Source organism: Vibrio sp. 1069, assembly GCF_033340555.1.
The window spans coordinates 131,340-150,325 of sequence record NZ_JAWOWP010000011.1 but is presented as its reverse complement, the minus strand read 5'-3'; the positions used below and the strand labels follow the sequence as shown (position 1 = coordinate 150,325).

The window sequence follows — 18,986 nt, the reverse complement described above, 5'->3', positions numbered from 1 at the left end:
AGTACGCTACGGTTGGCTTAGCTTGTTATCCCTTTTCATCACGCTAAGCCAGCTTGTAAAAATATGCGGTGTTTGCTTCTGAGTTATAAATGTTTAATACCAACATTATCTTACTTCTGGCGTTCATGAACAGAACCGAGATCTGAACGACTTCGGTGTTAAACCTACGATTCTATTAAATATTTTCCTGAACGCGCTCACATCTTGGTAACCCACTCTAAATGATATTGCGTCAAATGTTAGGGTTGTCGACTCAAGTAAATCACAAGCTTTTTGTACTCTTAAGCTTTGTATGTATTGGTTAACATTGAAACCTGTCGCCTTTTTAAAGCGTCGCTGCAATGTCCTTTCTGTTAAACAACTCAACTCTGCAAGCTCTTTATTGCTCAGTTTTCCTTGATAATGATCGTTTATATAGTGCTGTATTTGAACAATTACCTCATCACCATGTTGGAAGTTTGGAGTAAACTGTTGATAAAAGCGTTGCTCTCTCGGACCAGTATCAATAACCAACATTTTTCCTAACAGGCGCATTACTGCCGGTGACGCAAATAAGGAAACCAACTCCAAACCTAAATCCACCCATGACATCATACCCCCAGCCGTAATGATCGTTCCTTCGTTAATAAGGATGGCTTCTTGTCTTACGTGGATATCGGGAAACTGACTCGCTAATGAAGGAGCTAAGTCCCAGTGTGTCGTACAAGACTTATTGGTCAACAACTGGGTTTGAGCAAGAATAAAAGTACCAGCGCAGGCGGAGGCTAAAATCGCACCTTTACTATATTGGACATTTAACCAGTCGAGTAGCTCTGGCTCTGGTTCTAAGTAATATTGACCAGTGCCGCTAGGCGGAATCATTACCGCTGTTTTCACATCGAAGTGCGTGTTTGGCCAGTGATCCAATATCTCTACTTCAAAGTGCACATCAACGCCCAATTTAGCCGCCGCACGGTTTGCCATCTCGAAGAGTTCGCTTAAACCATATACGGAGGCTTGCGAGCTATCTGGGTAATTAACGAGTGCTATTTTCATTTTCAATTATCTTCAAGTGTCGCTTTTTGACTCTTTTGTGTCATTTTAGACTCTAAAGAAGGTAGCTAAAAGTCTTTATATTATTCGTACCGCAATGATCCTGAATAAAAGGAAAAGAAAATGACTCAAAAAGCCCTACTTGTAATTGATTTGCAAAACGACTATTTCCCAGAAGGAAAGTTTCCTTTATGGAATACAGAATCAACTTTAGACAATGTTAAGAGAGCAATAACTAAAGCCAATGAGCAAAACATTCCTGTGATTCATATTCAGCATATTGCCGATCCTGACATGGGCATTGCCCCATTCTTCAATGAAGGCAGCGACGGTGCCAATATTCACCCAGAAGTTCTTGCTTTAGCGCCGAATTCCGAAATCGTGGTAAAGCACTTCGCAGATAGCTTTGAAGGAACACGTTTAGAAGAAGTATTGGCAAGCAAAAATGTAACGGAGTTACTTGTATGCGGAATGATGACACAAAACTGCGTCACACATACTGCTATCTCAAAATCTGCGGACAAGTATGATGTTTCGATCTTAATGGATAGCTGTACCACGGTCGATGAAATGATTCACAACATTGCACTTCACGCTGTCTCAACGAGAGTTCCCCTCGTAACTATTGAAGATAAGCTGTAATACACGTAAAACCTTTCGCTCACACAATGCGGGCGAAAGGTCACACATATATGCACTTTCATTGATATTTGCTTACTTTGTGTTAAACATTGGTTTCCAAATAGTTACAAGGAAACATTTATGAAATGGATAGTCGTATTGTTTATTAGCTTATTTTCAGTTTTCAGCCATGCGAAAGAGTGGAAACAAATTCGCTTCACTGTTGAAGGGGCTTACCCTCCATTTAGCTGGACGACAAAAGAGGGAAAGCTAGAAGGGTTTGAGGTCGACCTCGCTAACGCGTTATGCAAAGAGTTAGAAGTAAAGTGCGTTATCTCAAAAATGGATTGGGATGGCATCATCCCTTCTCTTCTTAGTCGCAAGAACGATGCGATTATTGCTGCAATGACAATCACAGAAGAACGAGAAAAGAAAGTCGATTTCACCGTCCCTTATGCAAAAGTACCGACTCGTTTTGTAATGAAAAATGATAGAGAAATCAACATGGAGGACGGCAGCCTAAATCGTTTATCTATTGGAGTTCAAAGAGCCACAATTGGTGATAAGTACCTTTCTGCCTTGTATCCAGATATTGATATTCGTCGTTATGGTACGTTCGATGAGGCATTTACCGATCTACTCAATGGACGGTTAGATGCTGTATTTGGCGGCTCAATCGGTTTAAGTGCTGGTTTTCTTGAAACTGCACAAGGTGAAGGCTATCACTTTACTGGACCAGCGTTTACAGAGGAAAAGTGGTTCGGCCGTGGCATTGGCGTAGCAGTGAGAAAACAAGACAAAGAATTAAAAGCATTACTCGATAGCGGAATACAAAAATTGATCCAAAGCGGTAAGCATAAAACCATCGCCAGCAAGTATTTCTCCTATAGTATTTACGAGTAACCTCTTTATCTTTTTATAGCCTGCGCGGTATAGGAAACTTCCCTTTCCCTATATGGCGACAAAAACAGAGCCCTCGAGCAGTCGCCCGAGGGTTATTTTTATAAAAAAGCCCACGTATATAAGTAACCCGCTCCCATGGCCATCGTTAAGATAACGATTAGGAAGGCAGCGATCATTTGGTTCTTAAAAATTGATTTCAACAAAATCACTTCTGTAAGACTTGCGCCAGCACTACCAATAATAAGCGCCATAACAGATCCAAGAGCCATACCTTTTTGTACTAGTGCCGCGCTAAGTGGAATGACCGCCTCTGCACGGATGTACAATGGAATACCAATGATTGCTGCGACCGGAATCGCGTACCACTTCGCTTCACCAGCGAACTCCGCAATGAACTCCGTCGGGATGAAGCCATAGATAAATGAACCAATCGCAATGCCCATCATGAGATAAGGGAACACTTGCTTAAAGTCTTTCCAAGTTGATTGCCAAATACGTACCCAGCGGCTAGGCTCTTTCTCTTCCACGACTGTCGCTGTTGCACTACCGCCAGATGAACAGCAAGACACTTCCACTTTAGGTTCAGGTTTTGGTGCATCACCACAACAAGATGTTTTCGCCGCAACTGGCGTAGGTTCATTGCAGGCGCTGGTATCACAGCTTGATGCTGGTCTCGCTTCTTCTTTTTTCTTGCTTGAATCGCCACAAGAAGTACCGCACGAAGAAGAACCTACCGCTTGATATGCTTCTGGTTTGACGTAACGTTCAAACCCTAGTTTTTCAAGTACATAGCCTGCTACCACTGATACTGACATCGCGATAGCAAAGTAAAATACCGCAACTTTCCAACCAAAAGTCACCACAAACAAACCAATAATCACTGGGTTAAGCAACGGGCTTGCAAATAGGAACACCATCATAGGTCCAAAACCAGCTCTTGCACGCAACAAGCCTTTTAAGAAAGGAATGGTCGAACACGAACAGAAAGGCGTAATCGAACCTAGCAACGCAGCAATGAAGTAACCTTTACCCTTTTTCGAGCTGAGAATAGATTGAATTTTTTCTGGCGTTAGAAAATCTTGCAACACACCGACAATGTAGCTAATTGCCAGAAATAAGATGATAAGTTCGGTTGCTAGAAACGCAAACATATCCAGCGCTTCTTTAGCCATAGTTATAATTTCTGTATTCACATTTACTCTCCTCGTCATTTTTCGCTAACAAGCTTACCTGATAGACAAGTCTTTATTTCGATATTTCTGGAATTATAGAATCACAAAACAAAAAATCAACAGAATATTTCCATAAAAATGGAATAATAAAACTAGTCATTACTTATCATAAAGTTACATGTCGTTAGCTATGCAGACTGGTTGTCTATGATAATTTCAGAGCATCTCGAATCCTTTTTATCAAACATAACCTAAAATTATCAAAATAAGAAAAAACCATAATTATTGCAGCAGCACCCTCTGAGTTAGTATGACTTTCGACCATTCTTAATAATAAGGAAAACCTATGAGAGCGATAACTTACCAACGAGATAACGATACTTTCTCTTTATCCGAATTACCTACACCAAAACTAGAAACCCAATTTGATGTATTGGTTAAAGTTAACGCTGTTGGTTTGAATCCTGTCGATGCAAAAATTCATTATTGGTCAGACATGGTCACTAACATGGATAACAATTTTGTTGGCGGGTTAGACGTATCAGGAGAAATAGTCTCTGTAGGCGATGCGGTCGTTGATTGGAAGGTTGGCGATAAAGTGTTGTATCACGGAAACATGAGACGCCATCACGGAGGATTCGCTGAATTTGCTATCCATGATTCAAGAACGCTTATAAAGCACCCTCAGGTTCCGGTTGAAGTAGCAGCATCTACACCTTGCGCAGCCTGGACCGCATATCGCGCTTTGGTAGACAAGCTCGATATTTCAAATCGAAGCAGCATTTTTATCGCCGGAGGTGCTGGCGGCGTTGGAAGCTTTGCTATTCAGTTAGCAAAGACATTTGGTGTTGAACAGATCATTGCTACTAGTTCAGAAGCTAATCACGCATATTTGTCCTCGTTAGGAGCAACCCATACGATTGATTATCATCATGAAGATGTAGTTCAACGAGTAATGGACATTACCGGAAATCATGGCGTTGAGGTTGCACTCGATTGTGTAGGCGGTGATAACGACCGAATTGCAGCCTCGGTGTTAACCTTTGAGGGAGAAATGGTGGAGCTCGTCAAGACTGTCGACCCTTCTCAATATCCAGATGCCTTCTTAAAAGGCTTGGGCTTCCACCAAATAAGTTTGGGCTCTGGTCATGTCTTTGGCGAGAGAGGGTTTGCAAGTATCGTTAATGCCGGAAAGGAAGTGTCTGAGCTATTAGAAAATGGAGAATTGGAAGTACCGAAACTGAAGATCATCGGCTTAGAGGATGTAGGTAACGCACTCTTGGACATGCGAAATCAGAGAACAGTTGGAAAGATTGTCGTTAATCTGAACCAAAAATAATTAATAAAAATCTCGAGGCACACTGGCAAAGTAATGAGCAAGTTAAAGCATCTTGTTACTTTGCCAGATACGAAAGACTTTTATTTTATCTATAACGATGAATGAAAAACAAAATCTCTTGTCATGCTTCCCTGCACTTCACCAAAATTAGGCGTTTTCGAGAGTGTCTCTCCAAGCCGCTAGCAATTTAATATGACGTGGTTCAATCCCACAGCAACCACCAATAATGCTTGCTCCCTGCGCATGCCACTTTTTAGCATACTCAAGATATTCAGTCGGAGAGAAATGACGAACTTCCTGAATGGTCTCGTTGGCTTGGTGCGCTTGCTTTATCGGAGCAAAACTATTTGCGAAAACACCTATCGTCAATTCTCTACCTGACTCACTCAATACTGCTTGTGTATCAATGATCGCTTGCTCGACAACTTCAGGAATAGAGCAATTGAAAAAGATACCTGAAACATTTGTTTTCAACAGCGTATTAACCGCGACTTTAAGAGATTCCCCTGAGCGAAGGCGAGGCAAAGAGTTAGGCTCATCCATTAAGGTGAAAGCAATATAATTGGGCTTATCTGTTTTGGCTAAAATTATTGATAGAACCTCAACTTCAGCGAGGCTAGACACGGTCTCAGCTAACCAAATATCAACATATTGATCTTGAGCTTCAAATAACTCAGAAGCCACTTCCAGTGCCCTTTTCGGCTCGAATAATTCAGGCCTGTAAGACCCCATGACAGGAGGAAGAGACCCCGCAACGAGCACTCTATCGTTAGAGCTGGTGACTACATCTCTGGCAATTTTGGCTGCAGATTTTGCTAACTCAATCCCTCGCTTCGCATAGAGTTCCTCGCCTAAGTGAAATGGAACACATGCATAACTGTTAACAGTGATAATCTCAGCGCCAGCGTCTATGAAATTCTCATGGGCCATTTTTACATATTGTGGTGATTCAATTAGCGCTTGTGCACTCCAAAGCGGCTGAGAAAAAGGGGCGCCAATACGTTTCAACTCTCGCCCCATGCCACCATCTAAAATTGTTACTTTCTTCATTTAGACATCCATACCGCCAAACATCCATAAGCTCTATTCAAACACAATTTTTATCAATTCAAAATGAAATTGTTATGTTTAAAGTGAACAAAGACTTAATGGCTGATTAAACACTCTAGTATTTACCAGACCTTTCATTCGGACCAAGCTAATGTTATCGCCATTAACTTCGAGTAAAAGCCCATTATCTATGTCTCTCGGCGAGGCGAGCGTTACGAGCCACAATAGTGCATGAAGTGATTGAGGGACTCGCCCTCAATCAAATTTTCTTTTTATTATAAGACTTTAGATAAAAACTTCTGCAATCTAGGGTTGGTGGGGTTATCAAAAAATCGCTCAGGAGAGTCAGAAACCAAAAGCTCACCATCTTCCATAAACAACACCCTATCAGCGACCTCTTTTGCGAAACCCATTTCATGAGTAACCACTACCATCGTCATTCCGTCCTTGGCCAAATCTTTCATCACATCAAGAACTTCTCCAACCATTTCAGGGTCTAGTGCTGATGTGGGTTCATCAAACAACATAATGTTGGGCTTCATTGCTAACGCACGAGCGATTGCGACGCGCTGCTGCTGTCCACCTGATAAATGATTAGGATAATTATCCATTCTCTCCGACAGACCGACTTTATAAAGCAAATCTTTTGCTTCTTTCTTCACCGATTCAGGGGCACGTTTAGAAACCTTTAAAGGTGCTAACATGACGTTCTCTATCGCCGTTTTATGTGGAAAAAGGTTGAAGCCTTGAAATACCATGCCCACATCAGCGCGTAGTTTATTGATATCCGTAGATTTGTGGTACATATCGATACCATCTACGATAATAGACCCACTATTTATTGTCTCTAATTGATTGATCGTCCGTAAGAATGTTGACTTACCAGAACCTGACGGTCCTACGATGACAATCACTTCCCCTTTTTCTACATTTACCGATACGTCCTTGAGCGCATGGCAGCCATTAGGGTAAATTTTATTAATTGTTTTTGCTGAAATAATGTATTCCATTAATGACTCCACCATTAATCACTTGCTGCCAATTTCTTTTCTAACGTTTGTATTGCCCAAGATAAGGTACTAGTTAGAAGCAAATAAAGGGCCGCAACGGTAAACCAAACTTCAAATGGGGCAAAACTACCACTTACGACTTCCCTGCCCGCTTTTGTCAGATCAGTAATCGAAATCACGGAGACAAGTGAGGAATCTTTTATCAGGTTGATAAACTGCCCGGCTAAGGGAGGTAATGTCTGCTTAAACGCTTGAGGTAAAATGACATAAATCATCGCTTTGGGATAATTCATTCCTAGTGAACGCGCCGCTTCCATTTGTCCTCTTGGGATTGACTGGATTCCTGACCGCACAATTTCTGCGACGTAAGCGGCGGTAAACACGGAGAGCGCTATCACTCCCGCAGTAAAACGCTCAAGGTCAAGCACAGTACCAATAAAGAAGTAAACGATAAAAATCTGTACTAAAAGAGGCGTTCCACGAATGACCTCGACATACACAAGCGCCAGCTTTTTTAATGCCGGATTGCTGGATATGCGCATTAGTCCAACAACTAAGCCCAACGCTAGAGCAATGATAAGTGACCAGAGTGAGATTTTAATGGTCGTCACAACACCATCTAAAATTGGGCCAGAGCGCCACTCTTTTATAGTTGCTAAGGTATCTCCTTCAAAAATAAGATCACCTTCATAGACGTCCACAGACTTATATTGGCTTAGTTCAAGAACAATATCACCATGAATACTCTCCAGAGCCAGTTGGTTATTCTCGTCGAGAATGATGTTCCCATCGACAGGCGCGGTAATGGATGAAGCAGCGTTGGTGGCAATATAAGGAAGGACACGCTCCCAATTCCAGCTGTAATCGATTCGCTTACCTGACAGATAGACAAGACCGCAAATTGATAGCAAAACAAGAACAAAAACAGCGTTCCACAATAGGGATTTAAAGTTATTTTGCATGTGATTCCGAGAATGACTTTGATTAAAGTTGGTGGGTATTTGAATAAAGAAAAGCGTTAGCTTCACAGCACGAACCGTTTGGTTGGCGATGAACCGAGCCAGAAGCTAGCCGCTCCTCTACAATAACAAAATGATTACTTAACTTGCTTTAACCATTTATCGTCGTTAAACCACTTATCGTAAATGCGATCGTAAGTTCCATCGCCCTTAATTTGACGTAAATAGTTGTTTAAGAAGTTAAGCGTATCTGGATTTCCTTGCGGCACAGCCCAACCCAAAGGCTCGTAAGTAAACGGTTTAGCCAAGTGCATTAACTGCCCTTTGTTTTCCGCCACATAAATAGAGTTGTAAGGAAAGTCATAAACAAACGCATCTACCTTTCCGTTGGCAACCTCAAGTACCGCTTCAGACTGAGTTTCGTATAGATTTATCTTAGCTTTCGGAAGGTATCGTTTTACCGCTTGCTCACCCGTTGTCCCAAGCTTAGTTGCAACAACATATTCTGGACTATTGAGATCACGGTAACTAGACACTTTACCTTCATGTTTGAGATCTACGAGAATGGATTGACCAATAACCACATAGGGATCAGCGAAATTCACCTGAGTATTTCGCATAGGTGTGATAGTCATCCCGCCCATAATCATGTGACACTTACCAGTCAACAGTGTTGGGATAATGCCATCCCATGAAGTGTTTACCGGCACAAACTTAACATCCATGGCACGCGCCATTTGCTTACCCAAATCGATATCAAACCCGATGTACTGCCCATTTTTTGCTGTCATTTCAAAAGGCATATACCCAGAATCAAAACAGACTTTTAGCTCCCCTGTACTTTTGATGTCGTCTAAAATTGGGTCTGCATTAACCGTCGTCGAAACAGCTAACCCCAGTGCAGCAAAACACAATAACTTTTTCATGGATATTCCTTTATCATTTGTTGTAAAGTTTTTTTATACACGACAATAGAATAAAAAACCACAAACAATGACTTTTTAATCACTAGAGTTTGTAGAATCGTCACTAAGACGGAAGATCTGAATGAAAATCTATACCAAGGCATTGCAATTGAATTGCATGCATTAAGTGATTGAGCTGTAGGCAGGTCACTATAACGACAAGAAACATACGCTTTGACTGAATAGTCAGCGTTTCCGAGAGTGGTTTAATTATTAACGAAACCATACAGATATTCGCTTTTTCACATTGACCGTAATGTCAAAAGTGCTTGAGTTTTATTGTTGACAATTCTTCCATAGTCAATGGTCACAAATGTGATGTACAGCACATTTCTATAATGGCACTATCACCTTTGTCGAGAGATATTAACAAGGATTCGTTGGACATCTTGACTTTGTAATACAAATAAAAAGGTGACTATATGAAAAAACTAATGACGCTCTCATCACTATTATTATTCAGTTTATCTGCTACTGCTGGTATTCATGTCGAACACTCTACAAACAAAGTTGTTCTCAATGACTTTACGACAAAAGATGCCGCTTATAGCTCTGCGTTTGATCTTGTCGATGAATACCAAACGCTATCAAAACATGAACTTAGAAATCGTCTAAACATCATTGGAAGCGGTTTCCCTCGTGATATTGCAATCGATGATAGTAAGGTGAGAGTTGAAGAATACGCACTTAACCGTGATGAAGTTAAATATCGTGCAATCATAAACTTCGATTATCACTTCAGAACAAGTGACGGCGGTAAAAACTAAAAAATCATCTGCACCTTTACTTTCTTAGAGCCCTTCCTATTTTAAGAAAGTAAAGGTGTCTAATCACATTGAAACGACTGCTTTTCATAAATCGCTCTCTCCTTACATAAACAGTATCAATCCCTACCTCTATCGTTTACATAAAAATAATTTTTCCAATCTTCATTGAGATACATTTCGTCGTTTGGCGCTTTATCATTCACTTGGTTCGCCATATGGATTCCACATCACTTAAATGAAAAAGACCCTTGAAATTGAGTTCACTTTTTTATGAAGATTAACTCAACCTAAGATTGACAATTGTCGTTATATTTTTCTCATTTATAGCAATATATAAAAAACTCTTTTTGTTTTAATTAACCATAAGACGTAAAAAAAAGGCAACAAGATACTTCTTGTTGCCAAAGAAAAAATCATCATTCAAAAAATATGAAAATGAAAACTAGCAGTGGACTAGCTAACAAAACAATTATATCCAAAACACTTTAACAAGTAACGATCAATATAATCCATTATATATGGATGAAAATCAGCACTTATAAAATCACACCGATAAATAAAAAAGCCTGAAAATAGTTTCAGGCTTTTTATATTTATTAATTTTTTAGAATGAATATCTCGCAGCTATTGCAAGAATATCGTCTTCATTGTCTACATCTGTAATTCTGTATTCTGCTAGTGCTTTAAAATTAGAAGTCAAATCGTACTCTGCACCTAGTGAGTAGTAATCGACGACATCTTCATCATCACGCTCTAGATTGTTATAGCCAACTAGTGCCCAAAGCTTATCTGTTACTTCATAAGTGGCAACTGCTTCAATACCGGTGTAATCAATATTACTTTCAGAACCATCTTTAGCCCAGTTTTCACCATCACTGTATAAAACAGAGGCATAAAACTTGTCGTATTCAAATGCAATAGCACCCGTTAGCAGCTCTGCATCTTCTGCACCCGATTGCCCTTCACCTTCGTTGTAACCAAGCGCAACTTTGAAGCCATATGGCAACTTGTAGTCCGCCGCCGCACCATAAGAGGCTGCATCTGTTGACACTTCATCGTTTTCAGCCTGATAGCTAACATGAATATTCAAACCTTCATAGCTTGTCGTTAGCTTAAATACTGAATCGGAGCGACCGGTACCATATAGATCCGCACTTACGCCAGCAGCTTCATTACCAAACTCCGGGAAAATATCCGTGTAGTCAGATACTAAAGTGACCGCACCGTATTGACGTCCATAACTTACTGTTCCGTAATCTGCACCAACTCCTACATAGCCTTTTCGGATATCAAATTCATCATCTTCAATCCCATCAGCATCTCTGCGATTAGACTTAAATTCCAACTCATATAAGCCGAAGGCATAAAGATCTTCATTTATTTTAGACTCACCTGCAAGTCCTACACGAATGTAGCTATTATCTCCGTCTGCATTTTTATCATCAGAGAAATAATACATCCCTTGCGCTCGGCCATGAATATTTAATACTGATTCTTGATCTTCATAAACTACGTCTGAATTTGCAGCACTTGCAGAAAAAAGTGCAGCGATTGCGATCGACGTTCTTATCATTTTCATTTAATTACCACTACTTGTGTTGTTTGAATCGAGTGAAATTATGAACAGTGGCAATTATTTTTAAAGTGCAAATTCAACCATATTCTATGGATAAATATAAACAAGCCCTCAATCTAAAACATTATGTCCTAGTACTCATATTAGTTGAGATAATCCATCCAAACAGGAGGCGTCCCTATTATTTTTTGAACAGTATCAATGAACAGTTTGGCTAATGGTTGTTGATTTCGGTGAGTATACATTGCATATATTTCCCCTATCGCGGGAAGATTATAATCAGGAAGCAACTGTACAAGATCTTGTTTACTCAAACTCTCCTGAAGAAAGAACTGCCCTATTAAAGCATACCCTAGATCAGATTTTACGGCATCGAGCATTAACTCAGTTTCATTCACGAAGTACTGCCCATTGATATTATACGTTCTAACGTCGCTTGATGACTGGCTTGGTGCTATACGTAGCTTATCTGCCTTAAAGTTAGCATTAGAGTATATTACTGCTGGCATTTTTATAAGCTCTTCTGGAGAGCTCGGGGTTCCATACTTGTCAATAAAACTCTTCGATGCAACCAGTGCCATATTATTGCTTGCCAACTTACGTACTATCATGTTGGACTCTCGGATTGGTCCGATACGAAACACAACATCAAAACCTTCGTGGATAACATCGACTCGATTATCATCGAGCAGCAGCTCTACAGTAATGTTTGGGTACTGTTTTATAAACTCTTTAACTGCCTGATTTAAGTATGCTCTGCCAAAGAAAGTGGAGCTTGATATTTTCAAGTTACCCTTCGGTTCATCCTGAAATGTAGCAGCAATACTACGAGTTTCGGTTAGAACCTCTCTTACTTTCTTGGCTTGCGCCACCATCTCAACACCTGCATTGGTCAGGGATAGCGAACGCGTGGAACGGTTTAACAGCCGTAAGCCCAATTCATCCTCTAGCTTTTTGATCTGTTTTGACAAAGCTGAACGATCTATATGATTTCTGTCAGCAGCCTTAGCAAAAGTTCCGTATTCAGAGACATCCAGTAGTAATTCAAGTTGGCTTGCGAGATCCACTGCACAATTCCTTATTTAGTTTTTATTCTTTATGTGATGGGAAATGGATTTTACAAAATTAATTTCAATTTTTTATGGTTCAAATTGCATCAGTGAATTGCAAATAATGCACGAATTAAAAACGCTTTAATTTTCGTCGCTATCTTTAGCTTCTGTTTAGTTATTCCTATCTATTATGGCTTATTACATTTAACAATACTCCACGTCTTTAAAACCCTAAACTGACCTTTTTCAAACCAAAATGCGAGCATTTTGACCAATATTTAATCGTGCATTTTTATCACTACTCTATGTTCGCTGAGGGCCTATTTACCCATAGGTACAATGAATACAATGCCGTTCCTTTTAGTATGAACAGAATCATTTAGGGCGCGACAAATGTTAAAGAAAGTTTTCGGCATTGGCCTTTTATCCGTTTTAGCTGCTTGTGCAGACGAAGAGATAACCAAACAACCTAATACTCCCTTACCTACGATAGACGTCTCCAAAGTCATCTATGAGCCCGTTCAATCGTGGTTCACCTTTACAACAAGGCTTCAAGCCCCAGAGAAAGTTTCTTTAATGCCACGCGTTTCCGGAGTTATTGAAACGGTAGAATTCAAAGACGGACAGAGTGTCAACAAAGGTGACTTACTCGTCACTCTTGATGATCGAACCTTCAAAGCTCAGGTCTCACGACTTGAAGCGCAAGTTAAGAGTGCTCGAGCTGCGCTAGAGCAAGCAGCAAACGAACAAAAGAGAGCCGCTCAACTGGTTAAGCGAAAAGCCATCTCAGCGGAACAAGCAGAGGCCCGAGATACCGCAGTAAAACAACGCTCTGCAGAACTAATGGCTTTGCGTGCTCAGTTAGAATCCGCAAAGTTAGATCTTGAGTTTACGAAGATATATGCCCCTATTAGCGGCACTATTTCAAGAGCATTCATTACTAAAGGAAACAATGTAAACGCAAATCAAAGCGTTATATCAAACATTGTCTCTAACGATCAGGTATATGCATACTTTGATGTCGATGAGCGAACTTGGAACCGTTACTTCTCGACAATCAATGCCGACTCTAACTTACCTACTCGTCTTGAACTATCTGGACAAAATGGGCAGGAGTTTTTTGGACGCGTTGACTTTGTCGACAACTCCATCAACGAAAACACCGGTACTTTGCAGGTTCGAGCGGTATTCGATGCAACAAAATCAAACTTAAAAGTGGGATCGTTTGGCCGAGTTCAGATATCAACAACCAAACCAGTTGAACGAGTTCTCGTTCCAGAGCGTTCTATTGGCACAGATCTAGAAAACCGCTTTGTATTAACACTCAATGAAGAGAATACGTTGCAATACAGCATCGTAACCTTAGGCGAACGTTACGGAACATTTCGTGCTATCGAGAATGGCTTGAACGCCGACTCAATTATTGCGGTAAATGGTCCAGCAAAAGTTGGCCCAAATAGCAAAGTCACACCAAAAAATGTCACGCTAGATATTAGCAATACTTCATTGATTATGGCTTCAAACTCAACATCGTTGCCAAACAAACGTTTAGCTCAAGACTAAGAAGACAACCGAATGAAATTTGCACACTTTTTTATTCAAAGACCCATATTTGCCTCTATGTTATCGCTATTGATATTAATAGTAGGCGCAATTTCACTTTTGCAGTTGCCTGTGAGTGAATATCCAGAGGTTGTCCCTCCTACAGTGGTAGTTACAGCAAACTATCCTGGTGCGAACCCAAAAGTAATCGCAGAAACAGTTGCTACGCCTCTGGAGCAAGAAATTAATGGTACAGAAAACATGTTATATATGTTTTCGCAAGCAACCAGTGACGGTAGAATGACATTGACCGTAACCTTTGCTTTGGGTACGGACTTGGACAAAGCTCAGGTTCAAATTCAAAACCGCGTCACTACAGCTTTGCCCCGATTACCAGAAGCCGTCCAACGGTTAGGAGTTGTTGCCGAAAAAGCCTCTCCTGATCTCACCATGGTTGTGCATATATATTCTCCAGATTCTAGCCGTGAAGTCAGTTATTTAGCTAACTACGCTAATTTAAACTTGAAAGATGAGATAGCTCGGCTCGGAGGCGTTGGTGATGTGCGCCTTTTCGGTGGTGACGAGTACTCAATGCGCTTGTGGTTAAATCCAGATGAGCTCGCTTCTAGAAATCTAACCGTAATGGATGTTGTCTCCGCCGTCCGATCTCAAAACCAACAGGTGGCAGCAGGCTCATTAGGTGCGCAGCCAGCCGCTAATGAAAACCAATTCCAAGTTTTGTTGAACGTAAAGGGCCGCTTGGAGAATATTGATGAATTCAACGACATTGTAGTAAAAGTTGACGAAACAGGGGCTTTGACACGTCTTAAAGACGTTGCACGCGTAGAGCTAGGTCAAAACTCTTATGCACTGCGCGCCTTGTTAAATGGTAAACCAGCGGTGGCGATGCCCGTATTCCAACGCCCTGGTGCTAATGCTATTGAGCTATCTAATCAGGTTCGTTCAACCATGGACCGTTTACAAACAGCCTTTCCAGCTGGAGTTTCATATGAAATAGCCTACGACCCGACCGTCTTTGTTCGTGGTTCGATAGACGCGGTGGTTCATACTCTGCTAGAGGCAATTGTACTTGTTGTTGTCGTAGTCATTTTGTTTTTGCAAACATGGCGCGCGTCTATCATCCCTATCATTGCGGTGCCTGTTTCATTAATCGGTACGTTCGCCGTAATGCAAATGCTTGGAGTATCGATTAACACGCTTTCGTTGTTTGGGCTTGTTCTCGCCATAGGCATCGTCGTCGATGACGCCATTGTCGTCGTCGAAAACGTGGAACGGAACATCCATAATGGACTTGCACCACTAGAAGCAACGAAACAAGCAATGACCGAAGTTACCGGGCCAATTATTGCAATTGCTTTAGTGTTATGTGCGGTGTTCATCCCGACGACCTTTATTACAGGGTTATCCGGTCAGTTTTATAAGCAGTTCGCACTAACAATTACGATCTCGACGATTATTTCAGCAATTAACTCGTTGACGTTATCGCCTGCTTTATCAGCACTGCTATTACAAGATAAGAACGCAAAACCCGATCGGCTAACCAAGCTCTTGGATGCGGTTTTTGGTAAGTATGTTTTTGCGCCATTCAATAGAATTTTTGAGTATAGCTCGAACCAATATCAAGCTCTGGTCAAGAAGCTGATTCGCTATAGCCTTGTTGTTGTGGTGGTATACATTGCGTTACTCGGTGGAACGGTTTCTCTATTCAAAGCGGTTCCTGGAGGATTCATTCCTCAACAAGATAAGCAGTATTTAGTTGCGATCGCCCAACTTCCAGATGCAGCAAGTTTAGATCGAACAGAGTCCGTTATTAAAGAAATGGAAAACCTCGCGCTGGCAACACCTGGCGTAGCACAAACCATTTCTTTCCCAGGCTTATCGGTCAATGGTTTTACTAACAGTCCGAATAGTGGCATCGTTTTTGTTACGCTTGAGGACTTCGATAAACGAAATGATCCAACTCTCGGAGCAAATGCGATTGTTGCATCTTTGAATAAGAGCTTTTCAATCATTGATGAAGCCTTCGTTGCGATTTTTCCACCACCACCAATCCAAGGACTTGGCTCTACTGGCGGCTTTAAACTTCAAATCGAAGACCGTGCGAACAAAGGGTTTGATGAGCTCTTCAAGCAATTGAACTTGGTAATAAGTGAGGCATCAACAAGACCCGAGCTGATGGGATTATATTCCACATTTCGTATACAAGTGCCGCAGATGGACATCCAAATAGACCGTGAACAAGCGATGCTGCAAGGTGTTCCTCTAGAGCAGGTTTTTGATGCGCTTCAAGTTTATTTAGGATCGTTATACGTCAATGACTTCAATATGTTTGGTAGAACATACAAAGTGAATGCCCAGGCAGACATGAACTATCGTCTCGAACCTGACCAAATACTTAATTACAAAGTAAGAAATGCTGCCGGAAAAATGGTTCCTCTCGGCGCTGTACTGGAGATCATACCCACGATTGGGCCTGACCGCGTGATGCACTATAACGGCTACCCTAGTGCAGAACTAAACGGCAGTCCTGCTTTTGGTTACAGCTCTGACCAAGCCCAAACGGCTATTGAGGAAGTACTGGATCAAAACCTAGCAGAGGGAATGGTTTATGAATGGACTGATGTAACCTACCAGCAGATTTTGGCTGGTAACACGATGGTGTATATATTCCCACTTGTTGTTTTGTTAGTTTTCATGGTGCTAGCTTCGCAGTACGAGAGTTTAAAACTGCCATTCGCTATCATTTTGATCGTTCCTATGACCATTTTTTCTGCACTAGCAGGTGTTTGGTTCATTGGTGGTGACAACAATATATTCACACAAATTGCTTTGATTGTCCTTGTGGCTCTAGCGTGTAAAAATGCCATCTTGATGGTGGAGTTCGCTAAAGAACTTAAAGACAATGGCCAAGATACCTTATCAGCGATTTTGGAAGCATGTCGTTTACGTCTTCGACCGATTCTAATGACATCAATTGCATTTACCGCTGGTGTTATTCCATTAATGATTGGTACAGGGGCCGGAGCGGAAATGCGACAAGCAATGGGTATTGCTGTATTCTCGGGTATGGTAGGCGTAACGGTATTTGGATTACTACTCACACCTGTTTTTTACATGTTAGTGAGTCGAAACAAAAAACGTCAAACACTATAACCATAATATAAATACTCATTTAAATTCATACTAAAGGGAGCTATTGCTCCCTTTTCTTTTGGTTATTAAGTATATTAATAATTTCTAGACAGAGCAGTAGTTATACATGAAACTAATACGCTAATATCTAACTTGGATAAACATTGTGGATTTAGCAAATAAACTACACCTGCTTTTAGAAGTCTCTAAAGCTGGATCTTTTGCAAAAGCAGCAGATGGGATGAATATCGACCGCTCTGTTTTATCTAAACACATCAAGCAGTTAGAAGAGCACTTAGGCGTTAGGCTATTAAACAGAACAACTCGCGCTCTTTCATTAACGCAAGTCGGCAAGCAAATAGTTGAAAAAGCAGACCAAATATCTCAACTCCTTGATGATACTCAACAAATAGCGGAGAACTTTCAGACTGAGCCTTCAGGGAAAGTACGAATTTCAAGCTCAACATTATTTGGAAAACTCTATCTACAACCTTCGATAGAGAAGTTTTTACATAAGTATCCAAAAGCAAGTGTTGAACTAATGCTAGATGATCTTCATGTAGACGTGATTAGAAGTAATTTTGATATTGCTTTTCGAATCGGACCTATGAGGGATTCATCAATGGTAGCAAGAAAATTAGCAAAAAATACGACTGCAATCATTGCTTCTCGAAATTTAATTGAAAAACATGGTAACCCAGAAACGCCTGATGAGTTAGTTAAGCTACCTTTTATTATTTATTCAAATGGTAATTTTATTGTCGATAAACTTAAATTCTACGACAAAGCAAAATCAGATGGTTTAGATACATACCCAATATCAGGGTCATACATGGTAAATGAAGCTGAGCTAATAATTGAAAGCGTAAAGTCAGGTCTGGGCGCAGCACTTATAGGTCAATTTATGCTCCCTAACAACCTAGAGTCTTCTAATTTAGTTCAACTTTTACCAGAATATGAAACTCAAGATTTTGGTGATATTTATGCCATGTACTCACACCGTCAGCAATCACCATTGGTTAGGGCATTCATTGATATCGTTCAAGAAGAAATTGGCATACCACCAATATGGGAAAAGCATTTCAATAAAAGCTAGGTGATTCTATTTAACCAAAATTAACAGCAAATAAAAATCAAATAAAATTAATAAGTTAAAACAGGAATATTTAAAATTCATAGAAGTTTAATGTTAGGTGAATTAAGTTCCATTCTAAATGGCGCTTAATTCACTAAATATAAAACATTCTTGATTTATAATACTAACAAATCCATCACCTATACAAGTTACGATGTATATTAAAGAAAAACACACCTCGGTCACTAGTTTGTTAGTATATAAAACATCTTATCTTATTTTTTTGGTTATTTACACGTTAGCAACGATTTATTTTAGCGTACAAATGGACAAAAGCACATCGGAGAACTCTCTTATAGAAATGACTCAAATAGCATTTGTGCTTTTTTCATCGTTAATGTGTTTGTATAAATCTAAGGAATATCTTGAACTCAAACACATATTAGTAATAATGTCTTCATTTTTTATGGTTATATTCGTTAGAGAAATGGACTACCACATAGAGCAGTATTTCCCTCACGGTTCATGGAAGTATCCTGCTTGGATTATAATAGTCTCGGTCTGTTATTTTTGTTTTAATAATATAGTTAACATAAAAAATGAGGTAAAACTTTTCATTTCTCATTCTAGCTTCACAACATTAACGATTGGATTTTTCATTGTTTTCTTATTCTCACGCTTTGCAGGGTATGGTGATTTTTGGGTCGAGTTCATGGGGAACTCATACAATAGAGATGTGAAAAACTTGGTTGAAGAAAGCTTAGAGTTAC

General features: G+C 40.3%; 15 protein-coding genes. 7 read left to right on the top strand and 8 right to left on the bottom strand.

What is annotated here, in order from left to right:
- Positions 1 to 123: 123 nt before the first annotated feature.
- Positions 124 to 1,035 carry a GlxA family transcriptional regulator gene (locus tag R7040_RS16850; RefSeq protein WP_169629156.1) on the bottom strand — a complete coding sequence of 304 codons (912 nt, stop codon included), beginning with the start codon at positions 1,033 to 1,035 and terminating at the stop codon, positions 124 to 126.
- Between the two features lie 120 nt (positions 1,036 to 1,155).
- Between R7040_RS16850 and R7040_RS16845 the strand changes: the two genes are divergently transcribed.
- Together R7040_RS16845 and R7040_RS16840 are read left to right on the top strand one after the other, a co-directional pair.
- Positions 1,156 to 1,674: a cysteine hydrolase family protein gene (locus R7040_RS16845; protein ID WP_054577005.1), complete on the top strand. Its 519-nt coding sequence runs from the start codon at positions 1,156 to 1,158 to the stop codon at positions 1,672 to 1,674.
- Positions 1,675 to 1,794: 120 nt separating this feature from the next.
- Complete coding sequence (locus tag R7040_RS16840) at positions 1,795 to 2,556, top strand: transporter substrate-binding domain-containing protein (RefSeq protein WP_017635959.1); 762 nt, start codon at positions 1,795 to 1,797, stop codon at positions 2,554 to 2,556.
- 98 nt (positions 2,557 to 2,654) lie between these two features.
- Here R7040_RS16840 and R7040_RS16835 read toward each other — a convergent pair whose 3' ends face one another.
- Positions 2,655 to 3,728 carry a permease gene (locus tag R7040_RS16835; RefSeq protein ID WP_238939341.1) on the bottom strand — a complete coding sequence of 358 codons (1,074 nt, stop codon included), beginning with the start codon at positions 3,726 to 3,728 and terminating at the stop codon, positions 2,655 to 2,657.
- A 346-nt stretch (positions 3,729 to 4,074) separates the two neighbouring features.
- Here R7040_RS16835 and R7040_RS16830 point away from each other — a divergent pair, with 346 nt between their 5' ends.
- Entirely contained in the window at positions 4,075 to 5,067 is a 993-nt protein-coding gene (locus R7040_RS16830) for a zinc-binding dehydrogenase (protein ID WP_005377328.1), read from the top strand.
- A 147-nt stretch (positions 5,068 to 5,214) separates the two neighbouring features.
- Here R7040_RS16830 and R7040_RS16825 read toward each other — a convergent pair whose 3' ends face one another.
- The 4 genes from R7040_RS16825 to R7040_RS16810 all read right to left on the bottom strand — a co-directional run bounded on the left by R7040_RS16825 (position 5,215) and on the right by R7040_RS16810 (position 9,012).
- A complete protein-coding gene (locus R7040_RS16825; RefSeq protein WP_213987445.1) occupies positions 5,215 to 6,117 on the bottom strand; it encodes a homocysteine S-methyltransferase family protein in 903 nt (300 codons plus the stop codon).
- 275 nt (positions 6,118 to 6,392) lie between these two features.
- Positions 6,393 to 7,127, bottom strand: coding sequence for an amino acid ABC transporter ATP-binding protein (locus tag R7040_RS16820; protein ID WP_086047138.1), 735 nt, complete (start codon positions 7,125 to 7,127; stop codon positions 6,393 to 6,395).
- Between the two features lie 14 nt (positions 7,128 to 7,141).
- Positions 7,142 to 8,089, bottom strand: a complete 948-nt coding sequence (locus tag R7040_RS16815; protein ID WP_005377325.1) for an amino acid ABC transporter permease — start codon at positions 8,087 to 8,089, stop codon at positions 7,142 to 7,144.
- Between the two features lie 134 nt (positions 8,090 to 8,223).
- Positions 8,224 to 9,012, bottom strand: coding sequence for a transporter substrate-binding domain-containing protein (locus R7040_RS16810; RefSeq protein WP_005377324.1), 789 nt, complete (start codon positions 9,010 to 9,012; stop codon positions 8,224 to 8,226).
- 461 nt (positions 9,013 to 9,473) lie between these two features.
- Between R7040_RS16810 and R7040_RS16805 the strand changes: the two genes are divergently transcribed.
- On the top strand, positions 9,474 to 9,818 hold the full coding sequence (locus R7040_RS16805; RefSeq protein WP_005377323.1) for a DUF3316 domain-containing protein: 345 nt from the start codon (positions 9,474 to 9,476) through the stop codon (positions 9,816 to 9,818).
- A gap of 604 nt (positions 9,819 to 10,422) precedes the next feature.
- On the opposite strand, the gene R7040_RS16800 is transcribed toward R7040_RS16805, so the two are convergent.
- Both R7040_RS16800 and R7040_RS16795 read right to left on the bottom strand, forming a co-directional pair.
- A complete protein-coding gene (locus tag R7040_RS16800) occupies positions 10,423 to 11,397 on the bottom strand; it encodes a porin (RefSeq protein WP_253657414.1) in 975 nt (324 codons plus the stop codon).
- Between the two features lie 140 nt (positions 11,398 to 11,537).
- A complete protein-coding gene (locus R7040_RS16795; RefSeq protein WP_005377321.1) occupies positions 11,538 to 12,461 on the bottom strand; it encodes a LysR family transcriptional regulator in 924 nt (307 codons plus the stop codon).
- A gap of 378 nt (positions 12,462 to 12,839) precedes the next feature.
- Here R7040_RS16795 and R7040_RS16790 point away from each other — a divergent pair, with 378 nt between their 5' ends.
- From R7040_RS16790 to R7040_RS16780, 3 genes are all read left to right on the top strand, one after another.
- Positions 12,840 to 14,009: an efflux RND transporter periplasmic adaptor subunit gene (locus tag R7040_RS16790; RefSeq protein WP_053304410.1), complete on the top strand. Its 1,170-nt coding sequence runs from the start codon at positions 12,840 to 12,842 to the stop codon at positions 14,007 to 14,009.
- Between the two features lie 12 nt (positions 14,010 to 14,021).
- Positions 14,022 to 17,162, top strand: a complete 3,141-nt coding sequence (locus tag R7040_RS16785; RefSeq protein WP_213891902.1) for an efflux RND transporter permease subunit — start codon at positions 14,022 to 14,024, stop codon at positions 17,160 to 17,162.
- A 145-nt stretch (positions 17,163 to 17,307) separates the two neighbouring features.
- The gene (locus R7040_RS16780) at positions 17,308 to 18,237 is read left to right on the top strand and encodes a LysR family transcriptional regulator (protein ID WP_213872866.1); all 930 of its coding nucleotides are present in this window, start codon (positions 17,308 to 17,310) and stop codon (positions 18,235 to 18,237) included.
- The last annotated feature ends 749 nt before the right edge of the window (positions 18,238 to 18,986 follow it).

Coding starts and splice junctions, on each gene's coding strand:
- R7040_RS16790 (WP_053304410.1), top strand. CDS start 12,840: ATGTTAAAGAAAGTTTTCGGCATTGGCCTTTTATCCGTTTTAGCTGCT.
- R7040_RS16830 (WP_005377328.1), top strand. CDS start 4,075: ATGAGAGCGATAACTTACCAACGAGATAACGATACTTTCTCTTTATCC.
- R7040_RS16800 (WP_253657414.1), bottom strand. CDS start 11,397: ATGAAAATGATAAGAACGTCGATCGCAATCGCTGCACTTTTTTCTGCA.
- R7040_RS16845 (WP_054577005.1), top strand. CDS start 1,156: ATGACTCAAAAAGCCCTACTTGTAATTGATTTGCAAAACGACTATTTC.
- R7040_RS16835 (WP_238939341.1), bottom strand. CDS start 3,728: ATGGCTAAAGAAGCGCTGGATATGTTTGCGTTTCTAGCAACCGAACTT.
- R7040_RS16805 (WP_005377323.1), top strand. CDS start 9,474: ATGAAAAAACTAATGACGCTCTCATCACTATTATTATTCAGTTTATCT.
- R7040_RS16810 (WP_005377324.1), bottom strand. CDS start 9,012: ATGAAAAAGTTATTGTGTTTTGCTGCACTGGGGTTAGCTGTTTCGACG.
- R7040_RS16850 (WP_169629156.1), bottom strand. CDS start 1,035: ATGAAAATAGCACTCGTTAATTACCCAGATAGCTCGCAAGCCTCCGTA.
- R7040_RS16785 (WP_213891902.1), top strand. CDS start 14,022: ATGAAATTTGCACACTTTTTTATTCAAAGACCCATATTTGCCTCTATG.
- R7040_RS16840 (WP_017635959.1), top strand. CDS start 1,795: ATGAAATGGATAGTCGTATTGTTTATTAGCTTATTTTCAGTTTTCAGC.
- R7040_RS16815 (WP_005377325.1), bottom strand. CDS start 8,089: ATGCAAAATAACTTTAAATCCCTATTGTGGAACGCTGTTTTTGTTCTT.
- R7040_RS16820 (WP_086047138.1), bottom strand. CDS start 7,127: ATGGAATACATTATTTCAGCAAAAACAATTAATAAAATTTACCCTAAT.
- R7040_RS16825 (WP_213987445.1), bottom strand. CDS start 6,117: ATGAAGAAAGTAACAATTTTAGATGGTGGCATGGGGCGAGAGTTGAAA.